Source organism: Noviherbaspirillum sp. L7-7A (assembly GCF_019052805.1).
Taxonomy (GTDB): Bacteria; Pseudomonadota; Gammaproteobacteria; order Burkholderiales; family Burkholderiaceae_D; genus Noviherbaspirillum_A.
In genome coordinates this window covers 1,434,934-1,454,925 of sequence record NZ_JAHQRJ010000001.1, presented here as the reverse complement: position 1 = coordinate 1,454,925, position 19,992 = coordinate 1,434,934, and the positions used below count along the sequence as shown (strand labels likewise).

Below are 19,992 nucleotides of genomic sequence, written 5' to 3'. Positions count from 1 at the left end.
CATTGATGGACGACTGACACGCTTGGCATGGATGCTATCTGTTCCTCAGGCATTCCAAGCTCGCTCAATTTTAAAAGAGCGGCGCAACATTTTTCTCTGCCTCCTTATAATAATTCCTATAAAAATTTTGCAAGAGTTGAAGATGTTCCGACAATCTGGTGCGACCTTTCCTTTCGTTTACTGCATGACCCAACGAATCTGGTTTTGTAAGGGGCGTAACTGTTGAACGGATTTGCGTTTTTACTGGACTTCCATCGTTGAAGTCCCTGTTCCGACTGCTACCTCTCCCGTATTCATTTTAATTGATGACGATAAATCAGATTGCGATGTCAACATATCGGACAGTCCCCCGTTGTTCGTTTTTCTGATTTTTGTTCGATTTTTGTAGATATAGTAAGGTTCTCAATTTTATTTATTTTCCTTAAAAAAATTCGGAACTTCAGGTTGAAATTTTGAAACATACGATCCCGCTTGCTCGCTCTTCGTTCGAATTCTGCGAGAGGTGTGTTTGTATGCATAAAATTCCCTGGAGAAACTGGAAATGCGGTTGGAACTAAAAGTGATTGGCGAGAGGCTGTTTGATACTGTCTTAGGCAATTTTTCGACGCTTGCCGAAACTTTTTTGCAACTGTGTTGTGACACTGATCCTATCGACGCAGTTGTTACTCGGTTCGAAGAAAAGCCCCAGGTCAAAGATTTTTTATTGGAAACTGGTAGGGCATCTGTCATCCTCGTAGAGGCTAGCGATCTCACTCTGATCGAATCATTGCAGTCGATGGAACGAAAGGAACTCGCCTTTTTAAACCAGGCGGGGAGCGCAACGCGGCTTGCACCATTAATTGCGGTATTCGAGTCGGCCCAATTGCTTTCTGAAATACGTGAGTTACCGGACCTTATTTCTGACTGGACTTTTTTTCCTCTCGAGCCTCTAGAATTGTCGAGAAGAATATTTTCGGTTTTAAAGCGCAAAAATATAGTGAAAACCAAAGTGCTATACGGTGCACTGTCTTTACTCAGTGAGTCCCGTGCCTTGCTGTTTTTCGGCAATGCAGTGCACTTGACACGATCTGAATTTGCCTTAATGGAACTTTTCCTAACTCAAATGGGTACTGTGATTCCGCTGGCGGATTTGGCATTGTTGTTTCGGTCAACTGGAAAATCGACAGAAGGAAGCAACATTCGGGTAACGATTTTTCAACTCCGGTTGAAACTGGAAATGTTAACCAAAGGACAGTACACGGTAACCAGTGTTTACAGGCAAGGTTACTGTCTCAAGCAAAAATCCCGGTCGACTATAAAGGAAATTTCCGACGGACTGGACGCAAGGCAGCGGGTCGCGACGAGGCTTTTGGGTTAAAAGCGTAGCGAAAGGGTTTTTTTTCACCTCCCGGCACGTAATCACGTATAATTCGCCGCATCGTTGAGATTCGAGCTAGTAGTGGTGCAGTATCAGTCTGTCATTCCTTACTTGGTTGAAACGATGTATCGGGTAAAACCCAACTTAACTGAAATAGGAATTTGTATGGCAAATGGTACTGTAAAGTGGTTCAATGATTCGAAGGGCTTTGGTTTCATCACTCCGGACGAAGGCGGCGAAGACCTGTTCGCGCACTTCTCCGCGATCCAGTCGAGCGGCTTCAAGTCGCTGCAGGAAAACCAGCGCGTTTCGTTCGAAGTGACCACCGGTCCTAAGGGCAAGCAAGCATCGAACATCCGTCCTGAATAAGCGACGTCAGATGTAACGGAAAACCCCGGCATGCCGGGGTTTTTTTATTTCTTTGTGCATTTCTCCGCCTATTTGCCTGTTCCTGCTCGGGTAGCGTGTAGCTTTCTTCCTCCCTGTCGAATCAGCCCTCTTTTTCGTTGCAAGAAAATAATTCCAAACGTGCTCTCATGCCTGAGAGTTGGTATCTTTCTGTTGAGTAATTTGCAAGAAAGGTTTATAAAACACTCTGCGTCCTAACAATGCAAACAACACACAGAATGTTGCTGCCGCCCGGACGCATGCGAAATACTGCATTTCCCCCTTTGCCATCGAATTCGGCATGCATGGGGGAGGTAGCGGCGTCAAGCACATGAAGCGTACTTAATACTTTAATGATACGGAGACAGGCATCATGAAGAAGTCGAATAAAACTGTTGCAACCAAGACTGCACCACGCCGCAAGTTCCTGGGCAAGGCCATTGCCGGGACTGCCACTGCGGCCAGTTTTCCGATGATCGCATCGGCCCAGGGCGCCACACAGATGCGATTCCAGAGCACCTGGCCGAGCAAGGATATCTTCCACGAGTACGCGCTGGATTTTGCCAAGAAGGTCAATGACATGACTGGCGGCGATCTGAAGATCGAGGTATTGCCGGCTGGTGCCGTGGTGCCTGCCTTTGGCCTGCTCGATGCGGTATCCAAAGGCACGCTGGACGGTGGCCATGGTGTGATGGGTTACAACTACGGCAAACAGAGCGCGATTGCGCTCTGGACCTCCGGCCCGGTATTCGGCATGGATGCCAATATGGTTCTGGCCTGGCACAAGTACGGCGGCGGAAAGGAGTTGCTCGATAAGCTTTATACATCGATCGGTGCCAACATCGTGTCTTTCCTCACCGGCCCGATGCCAACCCAGCCGCTGGGCTGGTTCAAGAAGCCTATCACCAAGCCGGAGGACTTCAAGGGTTTGAAATTCCGTACCAATGGCCTGGCGATTGACCTTTTTACTGCCATGGGCGCCGCGGTGAATGCGCTTCCTGGCGGCGAAATCGTTCCGGCGATGGACCGTGGGCTGCTCGATGGCGCCGAGTTCAACAATGCCAGTTCCGATCGCGTACTTGGATTCCCGGACGTCTCCAAAGTCTGCATGCTGCAAAGCTTCCACCAAAGCTCGGAGCAATTCGAAATTACCTTCAACAAGACCAAGTTCAGCAGCCTGCCGGACAAGATGAAGGCCATCATCGCCAATGCGGTGGAAGCATCATCTGCGGACATGTCATGGAAAGCGATCGACCGCTACTCCAAGGACTATATCGAATTGCAGACCAAGAACAACGTCAAGTTCTACAAGACGCCCGATGCGCTGCTGCAGGCACAGCTGACGATCTGGGATGAAGTGGTCGCGAAGAAGGGCACGGACAATCCGCTCTTCAAGGAAGTCGAGGCATCCCAGCGCGCCTTTGCCGAGCGGGCAATGAAGTGGGACATGGACACGAACAATAATCGTCGCATGGCCTACAACCACTATTTCGCCAAGAAAGCCGCCGCGCCGAAGAAAACCTGATCCCTTCACAACATGGTCCCAAACACCATTCGGCCGGGCCGGGTGGTGTTTTTTTGCGCCGGCATCGCAGCCGGTGATGTTGGTGCAGATTTTTCGGCAGAATCCGGAGGTCGCAGCATGCAACGTTTCTTATTCGTGGTTGACGGCATAAGCAGCTGGGTCGGGCAGGTATTTTCCTGGCTGGTACTCGCGCTGACGCTGCTTATCTCATGGGAAGTCTTTTCCCGCTATGTGCTCAACAGTCCGAATCCATGGTCGTTTGACCTGATGATCATGATGTACGGCACCATCATCATGATGGCCGGCGCCTACACCCTGGCCAAGAACGGCCATGTCCGCGGCGACGTACTCTACGGCTTCTTTCCGCCCCGGCTGCAGGCGGGGCTTGACCTGCTCCTTTACTTCCTGTTTTTCATCCCTGGCATCATCGCCCTGGCCTGGGCCGGCTACAGCTACGCAGCGGAGTCCTGGGCTATCGCCGAGCACTCGACGCTGACGGCCAATGGCCCGCCGCTTTATTTCTTCAAGACGACGATCCCGATCGCGGGCGTGCTGCTGCTGCTTCAGGGGGTCGTTGAGATCATTCGTTGCGTGATCTGCCTGCGTGATGGCGAATGGCCTGCCCGCAAGAAGGACGTCGAGGAAGTCGACGTGGAGAAACTCAAGGATATGGTGCAGGTCAGCGATGCCGATATCGCGGGCCTGGACAAATACGTCGATGCCAAGGCAGGGAGCAAAACATGAGAAAAGAAGTCTGGTTTGGCCTCTCCATCCTGATTGCGATCGTCGTCAGCCTGTTCGTGCTGATGCCACCGCCGTCCGAAATGACGAATGGCCATCTTGGCCTGCTGATGCTGGCGCTTATTGTCGTGGCGATCATGCTTGGTTTTCCCACGGCGTTTACGCTGATGGGAATGGGCGTGATCTTCACCTGGTTTGCCTACCGCAGCCAGAATCCTGACCTCGCAGTCCAGCAGACACTGGACCTGATGGTGCAGCGCGCCTATTCAGTCATGGCCAATGATGTGCTCATCTCGATACCGCTATTCATCTTCATGGGGTATCTGGTCGAACGGGCCAACCTGATCGAGAAGCTGTTCCGCAGCCTGCATCTGGCGATGGCCCGGGTTCCCGGTTCGCTGGCAGTGGCTACCATCGTCACCTGCGCCGTGTTTGCCACAGCAACCGGCATCGTCGGCGCGGTGGTGACCTTGATGGGACTGCTGGCCCTGCCAGCCATGCTAAAGGCGGGCTATGGCACGCAACTCTCAGCCGGTGCGATCACGGCAGGCGGCGCGCTTGGCATCATCATCCCGCCTTCGGTGCTGCTGATCGTGTATGGCGCAACCGCTGGCGTGTCGGTAGTCAAGCTGTATGCCGGCGCCTTCTTCCCGGGCCTGCTGCTGGCCGCGCTGTATGTGGTGTATGTGATCGTGGTGGCCAAGCTCAAGCCGCATCTGGCGCCGCCACTGTCAGCGGAAGATCGCAAGGTGGCCTTGCCGCCCTACGCGGTATCGATACAGAGCACCGGCGGCAATCGCGCGGTGCCTGGCTTGCTGGCGGCGATCAAGGGCAAACGCAATGTCGGCGTCCCTTCAAGGACGCTGATGTCGCAATTGCTGATTGCCTTGCTGCCGGCATTCGCCTTCCTCGCCATGATGGCTGCGGTGTACCCGATCGTGACGGCGCCGGAAGAAGCAAAGACCGAGCTGGTCGAGATGGGTACGGAGAGCAGCGCGATACCGGACAGTAATACCGATGGTGGCCTGGCCGAGCCGGTCACGGATGGCGGTCTTGCCGAGCCCGTCGCCGAAGGCGGCCTGGCGGAGCCGGCGGCATCCGGCGGGCTGGCTGAGCCTTCCCCACCTGCGGCCGCATCGCAAGCGGCGCCAGCTCAGGCGCCGCAGGGCACAGCCTCTGCTACCGCGACACCCGCCGCGCCTGCAGCGCCTACCCCTTCGCAGCCGGCTGCAAAGCCGGCGCCGCAGGGCTACTGGATTGCGCTTGCGATCGGACTCGCGGCGCTGGTCGTGTTCTATGCGATCTTCACCTTCGCCAGGCTGGAAGTGTTCAAGATGCTGCTCGGCTCGCTGTTTCCGCTGATGTTCCTGATTCTGGCGGTGCTGGGCAGTATCGTGTTCGGGCTCGCCACGCCAACCGAGGCAGCGGCGATGGGCGCGCTGGGTGCCTTGTTCCTGGCGGCTGCCTACCGGCGTCTCAACTTCGGCATGGTGCGCGAGTCGGTCTACCTGACGGCCAAGACCAGTGCGATGGTGTGCTGGCTCTTCGTTGGATCCAGCATCTTCTCGGCTGCATTCGCGCTGCTGGGTGGCCAGGAAATCATCAATACCTGGGTGCTGTCGATGGACCTGACGCCGCTGCAGTTCATGATCCTGGCGCAGGTCGTGATCTTCCTGCTGGGCTGGCCGCTGGAATGGACCGAGATCATCGTGATCTTCATGCCGATCTTCGTGCCGCTTCTGGCCCATTACAACATCGATCCGCTGTTCTTCGGCTTGCTGGTGGCAATGAACCTGCAGACTGCCTTCCTGTCGCCGCCGGTGGCGATGTCGGCTTTCTATCTCAAGGGCGTATCGCCGCCGCATGTGACGCTGAACCAGATTTTCCTGGGGATGATGCCTTTCATGGGAATCCAGATCATTGCGCTGATACTGCTGTATATGTTTCCGGCGATCTGCATGTGGCTGCCGGAGATGCTTTACAAGTGACGATGTGTCGCCTGGCCTGATTGGCCAAAAAGCCGGCCGGAGCGATCCGGCCGGCTTTTTTCTTTATCAAGCGTGGGCGGTATAAAAACGCCTTGACACCAGCTTGCATGCTAGGCAACGCCACGGCGCCAGTAGTCCGGGCGGGCATAGGCACGCCGGAGAAATTCAACGAAGGCGCGTATGCGCAGCGGCAGGTGCTGGCGCTGTGCGAAGACGGCATAGATCGCGTTGCCCGGCGCGGCGAATTCATCCAGCACCGTTACCAGCTGGCCGGCTTCGATGGCTGCGCCCACTTCCCACATCGAACGCCAGGCCAGGCCCTTGCCGGCCAGGGCCCAGTCATGCAGCACCGCACCGTCGTTGCATCCCATGTTGCCCGACACCTTCAAGGTGACGTTGCGGCCGTTGTGACGGAACACCCAGCCCCGCTGGCTGCCCTCGCTGCTGATCGGCAGGCAGTTGTGTGAAGCGAGGTCGTCAAGCGATTCCGGACGGCCGTAACGCTGCAGATAGGCGGGCGAGGCAACCACCACCCGCTGGTTGTCAGCCAGCTTGACGCCGATCAGGCCGGAGTCAGTCAGCGAGGCGATCCGCACGGCGACGTCCACGCCTTCGCCGATCAGGTCGACCATGCGGTCATTGAGGTTCAGGGTCAGGCTGACATCGCGATGCTCGGCCAGGAAAGAGGGCATCAGCGGCGCCACATGAAGGCGTCCAAAGCCTGCCGGCGCCGAGATGGAAAGATGGCCGGTGGCATTGGCGCTGCGCTCGGCGACCGAGGCTTCGGCGTTTTCCAGGTCGGCCAGGATGCGCTGGCAGCTTTCCAGAAAGGCCGTGCCTTCATGGGTGAGCGCGATTTTCCGGGTGGTTCTCTGCAGCAGCTTGACGCCTAGCCGGGCCTCCAGCGCATCAAGGCGGCGGCTGATCATGGCCGGCGCCACGCCCTCGGCGCGCGCGGCGGCCGACAGGCTGCCCTTGCCAACCACGTCGACGAAGGTGGAAATCTGCTTGAACTGGTCCATTCGGTTCAGCCGGGTGTTGTCGGCGCAACCTGCAGTGTCGGCATCCCGTCCAGTTCGAAGCGGTGTATCGCGCCGCTGGCATCGATGCCGAGCCAGCCGCCCCGTGGTGGCTGGCTGTCGCCGTCCCAGTCAGGCAGCACCAGGCGCACATTGCCGCCATGCAGGTGCTTGCCGGGACGATGGGTGTGGCCGTGAATCAGCAGTGCGGCATCGCTTTGGTAGAAGAGCTCGTCGATCGCTCGCGGGTTGACGTCCATGATGTTCATCGACTTGCCCATCTGCGCTTCGCGGCTGCCGTTGCGCAATCCTTCGATCACGGCCTTGCGCTGTTCCAGCGACTGCGCAAGGAAGGCCTGCTGCCATTGCGGGCTGCGCACCTGGGCACGGAATGCCTGGTAGTCAACGTCGTCAGTGCATTGGGCATCGCCATGAGTCAGGACGATCTGCCTGCCTGCGATGCTTGCCACGCAGGGATCGGGCAGCAGGGTGAGGCCGGCTGCGCTGGCGAATGCTTCGCCAACCAGGAAATCCCGATTGCCTGCAATCCAGAACAGCGCCACGCCCGATGCACTGACCGCAGCCAGCGCGTCGACGATGGAACGCACGAAAGGCGTGTCGATGTCGTCATCGCCAGCCCAGTATTCAAACAGGTCGCCAAGGAGATAGAGCTGTCTGGCGCGGAGGGCATGCTGCGCCAGGAAGCCGGTGAACAGCGATGCGGTGGACGGTGAGGACGGCTGCAGGTGCAGGTCGGAAACAAACAGCGCGACCATGTCTGGCCGCGCCGCAGTCGCCGGCGTATGAGGTGCCGGCGTCTTCATTTCATGTTTCCGCAATGGTGGAAAAGGTCAGACAATTTCCGCTTTTTCAATCACGACGTTTTGCGCCGGCACGTCGGAGAACATGCCGCTGCGGGTGGTTTGCACGGCGCGGATCTTGTCGACCACGTCCTGGCCTTCGACCACCTTGCCGAAGACGCAATAGCCCCAGCCGTCCTGGCCCGGATAGTCCAGGAAGGAATTGTTCTTCACGTTGATGAAGAACTGCGCCGATGCCGAATGCGGGTCGGAGGTGCGCGCCATCGCTACCGTGTAGGCTTCGTTCTTCAGGCCGTTCTTGGCTTCGTTTTCCACTGGCGCATTGGTCGGCTTCTGCTTCATGCCCGGCTCGAAACCGCCGCCCTGGATCATGAAGTTGTCGATCACGCGGTGGAAGATGGTGCCATCGTAATGGCCGGCCTTGACGTAGTTGAGGAAGTTCTCGACGGTCTTGGGCGCCTTGTCGGCGTCGAGTTCCAGCTTGATGACGCCGTGGTTGGTGGTGAGTTGGACAGCCATGATGATTCCTTGATGGTTGGATGAATGGGAAGCTTGAAAATGGGAAACCGGATGCCGCTTACTTGACGATGCTGGCTGACTCGATGATGACAGGCTTGGCAGGCACGTCGCCAGGGCCGGTCTGCACTTCCTTGATCCGGTCGACAACCTCCGTGCCCTTGATGACCTTGCCGAATACGGCATAGCCGGCGCCGTCCTGGCCGGGATAGTTCAGGAAGGCGTTGTTCTTCACGTTGATGAAGAATTGCGCGGTCGCCGAGTTCGGCACCGAGGTGCGGGCCATTGCCAGCGTGTAGGGTTCGTTCTTCAGGCCGTTCGCGGCCTCGTTTTCGATCGGCGGATTGGTCGGCTTTTGCTTGCCGGACGCATCGAAGCCGCCGCCCTGGATCATGAAGTTATTGATGACCCGGTGAAAGACCGTGCCGTTGTAATGGCCGCTCTTGACGTATTGCAGGAAATTGGCGCTGCTCTTTGGCGCCTTGTCCTGGTTCAACTCCACGGTGATGTCGCCCATGCTGGTCTTGAGCAGGACCTGCGGCGCATCGGCCGCAAAGGCCAGGCCGGTGAATGTCAGGGTGGCTACGGTAGCCAGGGTCGTCAGGGTACGGCGCATGCCTTGCATCTGTGCTTCCTTGTCGCTCGTCGAAGGGGTGGAAAGACGTTTCGCTGCCGCGGTGCCGCGCGTCCGGGGAGGGCGCTTCGCGCCGGAACGGTGATTCATCGGTGCTATACTGCCGCGCGAAACCGCATTTTAACAAAATAAGCGCCAGGCACAGGTTCCATGGCACCGCCTCGCCGCCTCGCCTTCCAGCATGTCGGCACTGCGGCTGCCGACGCGTCCTGATACCGGCCCACACAGTATCCATTCATGACCGCACTGAAGATCTACAACACCCTCGCGCGCGAGAAGCAGGCATTTACCCCGATCGAACCCGGCAAGGTCCGCATGTATGTCTGCGGCATGACAGTCTACGATTACTGTCACCTGGGGCATGCCCGCGTGATGGTGGTGTTTGACCTGGTGCAGCGCTGGCTGCGCGCGCAGGGATTTGCGGTTACCTATGTGCGCAACATCACCGACATCGATGACAAGATCATCCGCCGCGCGGTGGAAAACAATGAAACCATCGGCGAACTGACCGGTCGCTTCATCGCCGCAATGAACGAGGATGCCGCGGCGCTGGGCGTGCAACGTCCGGACCATGAGCCGCGCGCCACCGACCATGTGCCGCAGATGCTTGGCCTGATCGGCCGTCTTGAAGACAATGGCCTGGCCTACAAGGCAGACGATGGCGACGTGAACTACTCGGTGCGCGACTTCGCCGGCTATGGCGCCCTGTCCGGCAAGTCGCTGGACGACCTGCGCGCCGGCGAGCGGGTCGATGTCAACAGCGGCAAGCGCGATCCGCTCGACTTCGTGCTGTGGAAGGCCGCCAAGGAAACCGAGCCGGAGGCGGTGAAGTGGGATTCCCCATGGGGGCGCGGCCGTCCCGGCTGGCATATCGAGTGCTCGGCGATGGCATGCGAGCTGCTGGGCGAGCATTTCGACATTCATGGCGGCGGCCAGGACCTGCAATTCCCGCATCATGAGAATGAGATCGCCCAATCCGAAGGCGCTACCGGACAGACCTTCGTCAACTACTGGATGCACAACGGCTTTGTCCGTGTCGACAATGAGAAGATGTCCAAGTCCCTGGGCAATTTCTTCACCATCCGTGAAGTGCTGAAGGACTTCGATGCCGAGGTGGTGCGCTTCTTCATCCTGCGCGCCCACTACCGCAGCCAGCTCAACTATTCGGACGCCCATCTGGCCGATGCCCGCGGCGCGCTGACCCGGCTTTATACCGCCTTGAAAGAAGTTGCGCCGGACCAGCAGCCGCTGGACTGGACGGAAGACCATGCAGCGCGCTTTGCCGAAGCGATGAACGACGATTTCAATACGCCGGTAGCGATGGCCGTGCTGTTCGAACTGGCCAATGAAGTCAACAAGACCCGCTCGCCGGCGCTGGCACGTCAGCTCAAGGCGCTGGGCGAGGTGGTTGGCCTGCTGGGCCGCGCACCGCAGGACTTCCTCCATGGCGGCGTGCAGGACGACGCCGATACGGCAGCCATCGAGGCCCGGATCGCAGCCCGCACCGCAGCCAAGAAGGCGAAAGACTTCGCCGAGGCCGACCGTATCCGCGCAGAACTGCTGGCGGGCGGCATCGTGCTCGAGGACAAGGCGGGTGGCGTGACTGAATGGCGCCGGGCATAATCGGCATGGTCAAGAGCTTACAGGGCGACACCCAGCTGTTCGTTCCCGCTTACTGGGAAGACGCCAAGCAGGAACTGATGAAGCGCGACCGCATCATGCGCCGCATCATCCCGATGTTTGGCGACCTGCACCTGGTGGGGCGCGGCGATCCGTTCACGACGCTGGCGCGTTCCATCGTCGGCCAGCAGATTTCCGTGAAGGCGGCGGAAACCGTCTGGCAGCGGCTGCTGTCGGCATGCCAGAAATGCACGCCCACCCATGTGATGAAGGCCGGCCCGGAGCAGCTGGCCGCTTGCGGCCTGTCCCGCCGCAAGGCCGAATACATCCTGGACCTGGCGGACCACTTCAAGGCCAAGCGGGTGCATGTGGCCAAATGGGAAGAAATGGATGACGAGGAAGTCATCGCCGAGCTGCTGCAGATCCGCGGCATCGGGCGCTGGACCGCCGAGATGTTCTTGATCTTTAATCTGCTGCGCCCTAATATTCTGCCCCTTGACGATGTCGGCTTGCTGCGCGGCATCAGCATGAATTATTTCTCCGGCGAGCCGGTCTCGCGCAGCGATGCGCGGGAAGTCTCCGCCAACTGGGAGCCGTGGCGCACGGTCGCCACATGGTACATGTGGCGTAGCCTCGAGCCAGTCCCGGTAGAATACTGACTTTTCCCGAATATCCCGCCTGTCGAATCCAAGGAGCCACGGTGAGCAAGGTAACTTTCCTCAATTTCGAGCAACCGATTGCAGAACTTGATTCAAAGATCGAAGAACTGCGTTTCGTGCAGGATGATTCCGCGGTCGACATCTCGGAAGAGATCGAGCGGCTCTCGCGCAAGAGCCAGCAGCTGACCAAGGATATCTACGCCAAGCTCACGCCCTGGCAGGTGTCGCAGATCGCGCGCCATCCGCAGCGTCCGTACACCATGGACTACGTCAATGAAATCTTCACCGACTTCCATGAGCTGCACGGCGACCGCAGCTATGCCGACGACCTGTCCATCGTCGGCGGCCTGGCCCGCTTCAATGGCCAGTCTTGCATGGTGATCGGCCATCAGAAGGGCCGTGACACCAAGGAGCGCGCGATGCGCAATTTCGGCATGCCGAAGCCGGAAGGCTATCGCAAGGCAATGCGGCTGATGAAGCTGGCCGAAAAATTCAACCTGCCGATCTTCACCTTCGTCGATACCCCGGGCGCCTTTCCCGGCATCGACGCCGAAGAGCGCGGCCAGTCCGAAGCGATCGGCCACAACCTGTACGTGATGGCCGAGCTGAAGGTGCCATTGATCGCCACCATCATCGGCGAGGGCGGCTCCGGCGGCGCGCTGGCGATTGCGGTCGGCGACGCCGTGCTGATGCTGCAATACGCGACCTATTCGGTGATCTCGCCGGAAGGCTGCGCCTCCATCCTCTGGAAAACCTCGGAGCGCGCGTCCGATGCGGCCGAGGCGCTGGGCCTGACCGCGCATCGCCTGAAGGCGATGAATCTGATCGACAAGATCGTCACCGAGCCGCTCGGCGGCGCGCATCGCGACCCCAAGCAAATGGCCTCGATGCTCAAGCGCGCGCTTGCCGACAGCCTGCGCCAGTTCCAGGGCATGCCCGTGCGCGACCTGCTGGCGGCGCGGCATGAAAAGCTGATGAGCTATGGCAAATTCAAGGAAATCTCGCAGCCTGAATAAGGAAGGCGGCGTTGCCGCTGCGTATGAACGCGCGCTGGGAGCGATCCTGGCGCGCGTTGCCATTTCCGGGCCTGCGCTGCGCATCGGCATCGCCTTCAGCGGCGGCCTGGATTCATCGGTGCTGCTGCACCTGGCAAGCCGGCATGCAGTGGCGCACAACCTGGCGCTGACGGCGTTTCATGTACACCACGGACTGAGCCCGAATGCGGACGCCTGGATGGCCCATTGCGCGAGCGAGGCGTCCGCCTCTGGCGTGTCCATGCTGACTCGCAACGTGACAGTCAGTGACAACACTGGGCGGGGCGTGGAGGAGGCCGCGCGCATCGCCCGCTACCGGGCACTGGGTGAACTGTGCCGCGAGGCGGGCTGCACCCTGTTGCTGACCGCGCATCATCAGGACGACCAGGCCGAAACCGTGCTGCTGCAACTGCTGCGCGGCGCCGGCTTGCCCGGCTTGTCGGGCATGGCGCAGTTCCAGGCCAGCTATGACCTGTTGGGAGATGCCGTGGCGCTCGGCCGGCCGCTGCTCGGGCTGCGCCGCACTGAACTGGAAGAATTCGGCAGGCAGGCAGGGGTGAATCATGTCACCGATGAATCCAACGCCGATGCGCGTTATCGCCGCAATGCCTTGCGCCAGGATGTGGCGCCGTTGCTGGAAAGGCATTTTCCCGGCTTTGCACCGCTCGTGGCGCGCAGCGCCGGTCATGTGCAGAGCGCCCAGGCGCTGCTGCAGGAACTGGCCGAGATCGACCTTGCCGCCTGCCGGGGCGCCGACTGGAGCGCGCCGCTGTATGTGCCGGCGCTGCAGACGCTTTCGGCGCAGCGCGCCGACAACCTGCTGCGTCACTGGCTGTACCGCAACCGGGTGCAGTTGCCGAGCGCGTCCCGACTGGAGGAAATCCGCAGCCAGATGCTGGGCGCGGCAGGCGACATGCATCCCTTCTTCGATTTCGGGCCGATGACGCTGCGCCGCATCGCCAGCAGGCTGGAGCTGCATCCGCGCTTTGGCACGCCGCCGGATGCGCCGGTGGCGCTGCCCTGGCAAGGCGAAGCCGAAGTGCCGGTGCCCGCCTGGCGCGGCCGGCTGGTGCTGGAGCCGACCGACGGGCTGGGGATCAGCCAGGAAGAGCTGCGACGCCATCCGCTGATGCTGCATCCGCGCGGGGGACAGGAGCGGCTGAAGCTCGCGGCAAACCGGCCATCGCGCAGCCTGAAGGCCTTGTACCAGGAAGCGGATATCCCGCCGTGGCGCCGGCTCTGGTCGCCGCTGCTTTATCTGAACGGCGAACTGGTGTTCGTGGCCGGCCTGGGCATGGATGTGCGGCATGCCGTGATGGGCAATGCCGTGCTGTTGCGCTGGGAATCCGACTGATCTGACAGGCAAGGTTGCCGCTGGCGAGCGCACTGCGGCTTGCTTCGCTCACCGGTACCCGGCTTGCAACTTCTTGTCAGCCTGTGTTACGGCCTGTAAAATCGTGCGCTTGTTTTTCCACTCATCACTGTTCCCATTCCCATGGCTTTAATCGTACATAAATACGGCGGCACTTCGATGGGCTCGACCGAGCGCATCAAGAACGTCGCCCGGCGCGTCGCCAAGTGGCATGACGCCGGACATCAGATCGTTGTGGTGCCGTCGGCCATGTCGGGAGAAACCAACCGCCTGCTCGGCCTGGCCAAGGAAGTGATGGCCAATCCCGATCCGCGCGAGCTGGACATGCTGGCCTCCACCGGCGAGCAGGTTTCAGTGGCGCTGCTGGCGATGGCGCTGCAATCCATCGGCAAGGACGCGGTGTCCTATGCCGGCTGGCAGGTGCCGGTCAAAACCGATTCCGCCTTTACCAAGGCGCGCATCCAGTCGATCGACGACGCCCGCGTGCGGCGCGACCTCGATGCCGGCCGCATCGTGATCATCACCGGCTTCCAGGGCGTGGATGACAACGGCAACATTACTACCCTGGGCCGCGGCGGTTCCGACACCTCGGCGGTGGCGGTGGCGGCGGCGCTGAAGGCGGCCGAATGCCTGATCTACACCGACGTGGACGGCGTCTACACCACCGATCCGCGCGTGGTCAGCGACGCCCGCCGCCTGCGCACCGTGACCTTCGAAGAGATGCTGGAAATGGCGTCGCTCGGTTCCAAGGTGCTGCAGATCCGCTCGGTGGAATTCGCCGGCAACTACCGCATGCCGACCAGGGTGCTGTCGTCATTGACCGACCCGATGATCCCGCTGGAAGAGGAAGCGCGTTCCGGCACCCTGATTTCGTTTGAGGAAGATACACACATGGAACAAGCCACCATCACCGGCATCGCATTCAACCGCGACGAAGCCAAGATCACCGTCATGCAGGTGCCCGATCGTCCCGGCATCGCTTATCAGATCCTCGGCCCGATCGCCGACGCCAATATCGATGTCGACATGATCGTGCAGAACCAGGGCGTGGACGGCAGGACCGACTTCACCTTCACCGTGCCGCGCGGCGAATACAACCGTGCCATGGACGTGCTCAACACCAGCGTGAAGGCGCACATTGGTTCCGGCAACATCGTTGGCGACACCAAGGTATCGAAAGTCTCCGTGGTCGGCGTGGGCATGCGCAGCCATGTCGGCGTGGCCTCGCAGATGTTCCGCACGCTGTCGGAAGAGGGCATCAACATGCAGCTGATCTCCACGTCCGAGATCAAGATTTCGGTGCTGATCGACGAGAAGTACATGGAGCTGGCAGTACGCGTGCTGCACAAGGCGTTCGAGCTGGAAAAAGCCTGAATTAGCGCCGGTTGCCATTGACCAAGTCCCCTTCAGAAGTTATGATGCGGGACTTCGTTGGACGGATATGCAATACCGTCAACGAGTGGAGACGTGGCCGAGTGGTCGAAGGCACTTCCCTGCTAAGGAAGCATACGGGCTTAAACCTGTATCGAGGGTTCGAATCCCTCCGTCTCCGCCAAAGTATCCGTTGAAAACAGCCACTTTCGAGTGGCTGTTTTCTTTTCCATGCTCGCTTTGGCGGCACGGCTTCGTTGCCCGGCATACGGCACTGCAGCAGCCGGACGAGATGGAATCTGTCGGGCGGCATGTTCGCCGGTTAAAAAGGGCACGCCTTTGAAATCGCCGCTGTCCACCCCTTGCGGAACGTGGCGTTTCGTAGATTGCCTGCTAATGCTGCCGCAGCCACCTGGCACAATTCCACCCTGATTCAAAAAGGCGGTTCAATCCATGGCTGAGCTCGCAAAGCTGACCTTTTCCGACCTGGTTGCCCTGGCGACTGCATCAGCCAACGTCAAGGCTGCATGCGCCTGTTCGTCCCCGGTATTGCGCAGCTGGGAAAGCGTACCCCTGGCGCTGGCCGATGCGGATTTCGAGGATGTGGGCACCTTGCTTGACGACCCCTATGTCGAGCCGACCTTCGTGGAATGCCACCCGGACGGTACGCGCTATGGCTCCCCGGATGCACCGATTGCGCCGCGCTATTTCCCCTACAACCGTTGCAACGTCTCCAAATGCCTGCGCTGCGGCCGCATGTTCCTCCGGTATGTGGAAGCAGGCGGCTATTTCGTCGACCGCAGGATCCGCGCACTGTCGCCAGACCTGCTGGTCGACGCACCGCCGGCCGAAGGCTAGCGCTTCGTTGCGGCATCAGGCGGAACTCTACGCCGACACGGGTTTGGCGCTATCCTGTTGCGCAACCAGTTCCCTTGCAATGTCGAAGAAGGCTTGCGGGATGGTGCCGGATTCCGCAGCACGGCTCGCCAATGCCAGTTGGGTCACCATGGCAGGCGTATCAATGGGCCGGAACAGCACGCCCTTGATGCCCAGGCTCTGGAACAGGTCGGGCAGGATGGCAATGCCGCATCGGGCCGCTACCAGGCCCGTGATCGTGGCAACCTCACGCGCTTCCATCGTGACCCTGGGCGTAAAGCCCGCTTCCGCACAGAGGCGATAGATCGCCAGGTTCAAGGTCGTGCCCTCATCGCGGGGAAACATCACGAAGTCCTCATTCCTGAGGTCGTCGATGGACAGGGGGTCGACGTCCGCCAGCCGGTGGTGGTCGGGCATCAGCACCGACAGCCGGTGGTTCTGCAGCGTCGTCATGACGAGGTGGGATGGAATGTCGGTATCCATGGGCCGGATGAATGCCAGGTCCAGCGAATAGTCCTCCAGGGCGGCCAGCTGGCGCATGGTCGACATTTCCTGCATCACCAGCTTCACGTTGGGATACCGGGTGCGGTAAGTGTTGATGATCTTGGGGAAGATGGGCGTGAATGCGGTGGACTTGATGAAGCCAATCTTCAGCTGGCCGACTTCGCCCTTTTCAACCCGGCGCGCCGTCTCGGCTGCGCTGGCCGCCATCGCCAGTACCCGGTAGGCGTCTTCCAGGAATATCCGTCCGGCTTCGGTCAGCCGTATCGACCGCCGCGACCGGTCGAAGAGAATGGCGCCGATTTCCTCTTCCAGCGCCTGCACCTGCTGGCTCAGCGGCGGCTGCCCGATGTGCAGGCGATCGGCAGCGCGGGTAAAGGACAGCTCCTCGGCGACCGCGACGAAATACCGCAGATGACGCAGTTCCATGTTTGTATCTGTTTAAAGTATAGGTAGGCTATAAAAGATATATTAGACAGATAGATTTTGCAAACCTATGATTTGGCCATAGCAAGTACAACCATTCAAGGAGACTGAAATGCCAAACGTGGGTATGCGCATCAATGAAGACATTGTCCGTCCGGACCCGGCCCTGATCGATGGCTTCAGGCCGCTGCCGGTTGCCAACATCGGCGACAGCATCAATCGCACCTTCTGCATGCATCCGTCGATCAGGCCCTACAACGACAATCCGCTGGCGGGGCCGGCCTTCACCGTCAAGGTCAGGCCTGGCGACAATCTGCTGCTGCACAAGGCGCTCGACCTGGCGGCGCCGGGCGACATCATCGTGGTGGACGGGCAGGGCGACATGGCCAACGCACTGATCGGCGAACTGATGGTGCTGTGGGCAATCAGGCGCGGGCTGGGCGGCATCATCATCGATGGCGCGATCCGCGACGTGAGCCGCATCAAAACCGTCGGCATTCCGGTCTATGCAGCGGGCGTGACGCCTGCGGGCCCTTACAAGGAAGGCCCTGGCGAGATCAATTTCCCGGTGGTCTGCGGCGGCGTGGTGGTGCATCCGGGCGACATCATCGTCGGCGATGCCGATGGCGTGGTAGTGATCAGCCCGCGGGATGCGGCCAGCGTGCTGGAAAAGGCGAGCGCGAAGTCGCGGGACGAGCAGCAGACCCTGATCGACATCGAGAACGGCACATGGGGCCGCGGCTGGGTGGATACGACGCTGGCCGCGAAAGGCTGCGACCTGGGACGCTGATTCGGCAGCCCATCGACCTTTGTTTAACGAGGATCGCCGGCCCTGCCGGCAGACCATCATCATGAAAAACACAAGCATGTCGACGCGCCGCTTGCGTTCGGTGCTTTGCCTGGATGACTTCGAAGCCGAAGCCAGGCGGCACCTGCCAAGGCCCCTGTTCGGCTATATCGCCGGCGCCGCGGAGAGAAATGCATCGCTCGGGCTGAATGAACAGAGCTATGGCCGCTATGCCTTCGTGCCCAGGGTGATGGTGGATGTATCGAAGCGCTCCCAATCGCTGACGCTGTTCGGCGAAACCTATGCTGCGCCGATCGGCATTGCACCGATGGGGCTGAGCGCGCTGACCTCCTACCGCGGCGATATCGTGCTCGCACAGGCGGCCGACGAGGCCAGGGTGCCGATGATCATGAGCGGCTCGTCGCTGATTCCGCTGGAGGAGGTGGCCAAGGTGTCCGGCAGTGCGTGGTTCCAGGCCTATCTTCCGGGCCAGCTGCCGCAGATCAAGGCGCTGATTGCCCGCGTTGCGCTGGCCGGCTTCAAGACCCTGGTCATCACGGTCGATACGCCAACGCAGGCCAATCGGGAAAACAATGTGCGCACCGGATTTTCAACGCCATTGCGCCCGAGCCTGCGTCTTGCATGGGATGGCCTGTCGCGGCCGTCCTGGCTGCTTGGCACCTTTGCACGGACTCTTGTCCGGCATGGGATGCCGCATTTCGAGAACAACTACGCCACGCGCGGCGCGCCCATCCTGTCGTCCAATGTGGTGCGGGATTTTTCCGACCGCGGGCACTTCACCTGGGAACACCTGAAACTGATCCGCAGCCTGTGGCAGGGGCCGCTGGTGATCAAGGGCGTGCTGAGCAGGGCCGATGCGGCGATGGCATGCCGCGTTGGCGTGGACGGCATCATCGTGTCGAACCATGGCGGCCGGCAGCTCGACGGCAGCGTCGCCCCTCTGCTCGTACTGCAGCAGATCGTCGAGGCGGCCGGCACCACGCCGGTCATGATCGACAGCGGCGTGCGCCGCGGCTCGGATGTGCTGAAGGCGCTTGCGCTGGGCGCCCGGCTTGCCTTTGTCGGGCGGCCTTTCGCCTATGCCGCCGCGGTGGCTGGCAAGGCCGGCGTTGCCCACGGCATCGCGCTGCTGAAGGAAGAAGTCTCCCGGAACATGGCAATGCTGGGAATTTGCGGGCTCAATGAAATGACGATGGACCGGCTTGTCTCCCTGGAGCGGCAAGCGGCTTCCATCCAGAACATCGCTACTGACGAAAGGGCAGCGTAATGACAGTCAAACTCAAGGTGGTGCGATCCGGCACCTGGACCAATCCGATTTTCGACGAACTCCTTGGCCGTCATCCCGGCGTGGATCTCGATGTGTTTGCCATCGCCGGCGCCGACGAGGACGGCTGGAGCAAGCTGGCGCAGGCGCATGTGTACCACTTGATGGCATCGCGCGACGATCTGCCTGCACGGTGGCATGTCACGGACGAACTGCTGCAGCGCTGCCCGAAACTGCTGTGCGTGTCCTCGTCGGGCGCCGGCTACGACACCATCGATGTCGAGGCCTGCACGAAGGCCGGCGTGGCGGTGGTGAACCAGGCCGGCGGCAATGCGATGTCCGTGGCGGAGCAAGCCTTCGGCATGATGATCGCCGTTTCCAGGCGGCTCTGCGAGCAGGACCGCCGGCTGCGCAGCGGCGAGCGGTTCAGCCGGGAAGACGTGATGGGCAGCGACATCAGCGGCAAGGTGCTCGGCCTGGTGGGGATGGGGCATATCGGCACGCGCATGGCAAGCCTGGCCCGGGCCTTCAACATGACCATCCTTGCCACCGATCCCTACCTGAGTGCGCAGGAGATCGAGCAGCGGGGTGCCGTTCCGGTGCCTATGCATGAACTGCTGGCCCGTTGCGATATCGTCTCGCTGCACTGCCCGCGCAACAAGGAAACGGTGGGCATGTTCGATGCCGCCGCCTTCAAGGCGATGAAGCCGGGTGCGCTGTTCATCACCACGGCGCGCGGCGGCATCCATGATGAAGCCGCGCTGGCGCAAGCGCTGCAGGCAGGGCACCTGCGGGGCGCCGGCCTGGATGTATGGAGCGTCGAGCCGCCGCCTGCCGATCATCCCCTGCTTGGCATGGGCAATGTCGTCGCGACTCACCACACCGCCGGGGTGTCGCACGAGGCGCGCTACAACATTGCAAAAGTCGCCGCCGAGCAGATTGCCTTGCTGGCCGGGGGCGAGAAGCCGCCGCGCCTCGTCAATCCCGAAGTCTGGCCCGTGTACACGAAACGCTTCAGGCAAGCCCTGCTGTAGCCACCCGGCGCATGTCCCACCTGAACAGGACATGCCTTG

19 protein-coding genes and 1 tRNA gene are annotated in these 19,992 nt (G+C 60.4%); 15 read left to right on the top strand and 5 right to left on the bottom strand.

Annotated features, from left to right (window positions below):
- The first annotated feature begins 541 nt into the window (after positions 1–541).
- The 5 genes from KTQ42_RS06530 (at position 542) to KTQ42_RS06510 (ending at position 5,998) form a co-directional block, all read left to right on the top strand.
- The gene (locus tag KTQ42_RS06530; RefSeq protein WP_217344777.1) at positions 542–1,357 is read left to right on the top strand and encodes a winged helix-turn-helix domain-containing protein; all 816 of its coding nucleotides are present in this window, start codon (positions 542–544) and stop codon (positions 1,355–1,357) included.
- A gap of 165 nt (positions 1,358–1,522) precedes the next feature.
- Positions 1,523–1,726 (top strand): cold-shock protein, encoded by a 204-nt coding sequence (locus tag KTQ42_RS06525; protein ID WP_194711028.1) that lies wholly within the window; start codon positions 1,523–1,525, stop codon positions 1,724–1,726.
- A gap of 391 nt (positions 1,727–2,117) precedes the next feature.
- Positions 2,118–3,269, top strand: a complete 1,152-nt coding sequence (locus KTQ42_RS06520; RefSeq protein WP_217344776.1) for a C4-dicarboxylate ABC transporter — start codon at positions 2,118–2,120, stop codon at positions 3,267–3,269.
- Between the two features lie 117 nt (positions 3,270–3,386).
- Positions 3,387–4,013 carry a TRAP transporter small permease subunit gene (locus KTQ42_RS06515; RefSeq protein WP_217346841.1) on the top strand — a complete coding sequence of 209 codons (627 nt, stop codon included), beginning with the start codon at positions 3,387–3,389 and terminating at the stop codon, positions 4,011–4,013.
- Positions 4,010–5,998, top strand: coding sequence for a TRAP transporter large permease subunit (locus KTQ42_RS06510; RefSeq protein ID WP_217344775.1), 1,989 nt, complete (start codon positions 4,010–4,012; stop codon positions 5,996–5,998). Before KTQ42_RS06515 ends, KTQ42_RS06510 begins: the two co-directional genes overlap by 4 nt.
- A 110-nt stretch (positions 5,999–6,108) precedes the next feature.
- Here the strand turns inward: KTQ42_RS06510 and KTQ42_RS06505 are convergent, their stop codons facing one another.
- From KTQ42_RS06505 to KTQ42_RS06490, 4 genes are read right to left on the bottom strand one after another with little or no spacing between them, the layout of a single operon-like run.
- Positions 6,109–7,020, bottom strand: a complete 912-nt coding sequence (locus KTQ42_RS06505) for a LysR family transcriptional regulator (RefSeq protein WP_217344774.1) — start codon at positions 7,018–7,020, stop codon at positions 6,109–6,111.
- A 5-nt stretch (positions 7,021–7,025) separates the two neighbouring features.
- Entirely contained in the window at positions 7,026–7,841 is an 816-nt protein-coding gene (locus KTQ42_RS06500) for a UDP-2,3-diacylglucosamine diphosphatase (RefSeq protein WP_217344773.1), read from the bottom strand.
- Between the two features lie 27 nt (positions 7,842–7,868).
- Positions 7,869–8,357 carry a peptidylprolyl isomerase gene (locus tag KTQ42_RS06495; protein WP_194711033.1) on the bottom strand — a complete coding sequence of 163 codons (489 nt, stop codon included), beginning with the start codon at positions 8,355–8,357 and terminating at the stop codon, positions 7,869–7,871.
- 58 nt (positions 8,358–8,415) lie between these two features.
- On the bottom strand, positions 8,416–8,979 hold the full coding sequence (locus KTQ42_RS06490) for a peptidylprolyl isomerase (protein ID WP_217344772.1): 564 nt from the start codon (positions 8,977–8,979) through the stop codon (positions 8,416–8,418).
- A 246-nt stretch (positions 8,980–9,225) separates the two neighbouring features.
- On the opposite strand from KTQ42_RS06490, the gene cysS reads away from it, so the two are divergent.
- From cysS to KTQ42_RS06455, 7 genes are all read left to right on the top strand, one after another.
- A complete protein-coding gene (gene cysS / locus KTQ42_RS06485; protein ID WP_217344771.1) occupies positions 9,226–10,611 on the top strand; it encodes a cysteine--tRNA ligase in 1,386 nt (461 codons plus the stop codon).
- 5 nt (positions 10,612–10,616) lie between these two features.
- Positions 10,617–11,267 (top strand): DNA-3-methyladenine glycosylase, encoded by a 651-nt coding sequence (locus KTQ42_RS06480; RefSeq protein ID WP_217344770.1) that lies wholly within the window; start codon positions 10,617–10,619, stop codon positions 11,265–11,267.
- 41 nt (positions 11,268–11,308) lie between these two features.
- On the top strand, positions 11,309–12,283 hold the full coding sequence (locus tag KTQ42_RS06475; protein ID WP_217344769.1) for an acetyl-CoA carboxylase carboxyltransferase subunit alpha: 975 nt from the start codon (positions 11,309–11,311) through the stop codon (positions 12,281–12,283).
- On the top strand, positions 12,249–13,655 hold the full coding sequence (tilS, locus tag KTQ42_RS06470) for a tRNA lysidine(34) synthetase TilS (protein WP_217344768.1): 1,407 nt from the start codon (positions 12,249–12,251) through the stop codon (positions 13,653–13,655). Before KTQ42_RS06475 ends, tilS begins: the two co-directional genes overlap by 35 nt.
- 141 nt (positions 13,656–13,796) lie before the next feature.
- Positions 13,797–15,047, top strand: coding sequence for an aspartate kinase (locus KTQ42_RS06465; protein ID WP_217344767.1), 1,251 nt, complete (start codon positions 13,797–13,799; stop codon positions 15,045–15,047).
- Between the two features lie 87 nt (positions 15,048–15,134).
- A tRNA-Ser gene (locus KTQ42_RS06460) sits at positions 15,135–15,228 on the top strand.
- A 269-nt stretch (positions 15,229–15,497) separates the two neighbouring features.
- Positions 15,498–15,902 (top strand): hypothetical protein, encoded by a 405-nt coding sequence (locus KTQ42_RS06455; RefSeq protein WP_217344766.1) that lies wholly within the window; start codon positions 15,498–15,500, stop codon positions 15,900–15,902.
- Positions 15,903–15,929: 27 nt separating this feature from the next.
- Here KTQ42_RS06455 and KTQ42_RS06450 read toward each other — a convergent pair whose 3' ends face one another.
- On the bottom strand, positions 15,930–16,850 hold the full coding sequence (locus tag KTQ42_RS06450) for a LysR substrate-binding domain-containing protein (RefSeq protein ID WP_217344765.1): 921 nt from the start codon (positions 16,848–16,850) through the stop codon (positions 15,930–15,932).
- 109 nt (positions 16,851–16,959) lie between these two features.
- On the opposite strand from KTQ42_RS06450, the gene KTQ42_RS06445 reads away from it, so the two are divergent.
- The 3 genes from KTQ42_RS06445 (at position 16,960) to KTQ42_RS06435 (ending at position 19,953) form a co-directional block, all read left to right on the top strand.
- Positions 16,960–17,637 (top strand): RraA family protein, encoded by a 678-nt coding sequence (locus KTQ42_RS06445; protein WP_217344764.1) that lies wholly within the window; start codon positions 16,960–16,962, stop codon positions 17,635–17,637.
- 61 nt (positions 17,638–17,698) lie between these two features.
- Positions 17,699–18,922, top strand: a complete 1,224-nt coding sequence (locus KTQ42_RS06440) for an alpha-hydroxy acid oxidase (protein ID WP_217344763.1) — start codon at positions 17,699–17,701, stop codon at positions 18,920–18,922.
- A complete protein-coding gene (locus KTQ42_RS06435; RefSeq protein WP_217344762.1) occupies positions 18,922–19,953 on the top strand; it encodes a hydroxyacid dehydrogenase in 1,032 nt (343 codons plus the stop codon). The genes KTQ42_RS06440 and KTQ42_RS06435 overlap by 1 nt, the downstream gene beginning before the upstream one ends.
- Positions 19,954–19,992 lie beyond the last annotated feature (39 nt).